1 protein-coding gene is annotated in these 410 nt (G+C 34.9%); it reads left to right on the plus strand.

The window, feature by feature from the left end:
* Positions 1-410, plus strand: a 410-nt coding sequence (locus E1176_RS20045; RefSeq protein ID WP_185152451.1) for a hypothetical protein, incomplete at both ends; no start/stop codon positions are given.

Below are 410 nucleotides of genomic sequence, written 5' to 3' on the forward strand. Positions count from 1 at the left end.
CTGTCAAAGTATGTAAATAATGAGTTTAGCGCACTAAATAGGAAAAATTCAGAAGATTTATTTTCCAATGCCGATTGGTCCCGTGTACTTAAAGATCAAAAGATTAACAAAATATTCTACACAATTCCATTGACTTCATTAAATAAGAATGGTCTAATCATTAGAAACCTATTGATCGAGGAGAAGTCACAGAGTTTTCAAGCATATATAATAAATATATATGTTGATGACAACATCGTCAAAGACATTGCACTACTAAACCTTGACGGTGATATTTTATTTTCAACATTCACGCCTGATGAAGGGCGAGTTTCTGGTGTTGAATGCTATGAAGTTACAATTGACTATCCAACAACCATTACAGTTGGTGAAGGAGCTGAGGCCTCATCAGGTACAACGTGGTATTCAGA

Source organism: Fulvivirga aurantia, from assembly GCF_009711475.1.
In the GTDB taxonomy this organism is placed as follows: domain Bacteria; phylum Bacteroidota; class Bacteroidia; order Cytophagales; family Cyclobacteriaceae; genus Fulvivirga; species Fulvivirga aurantia.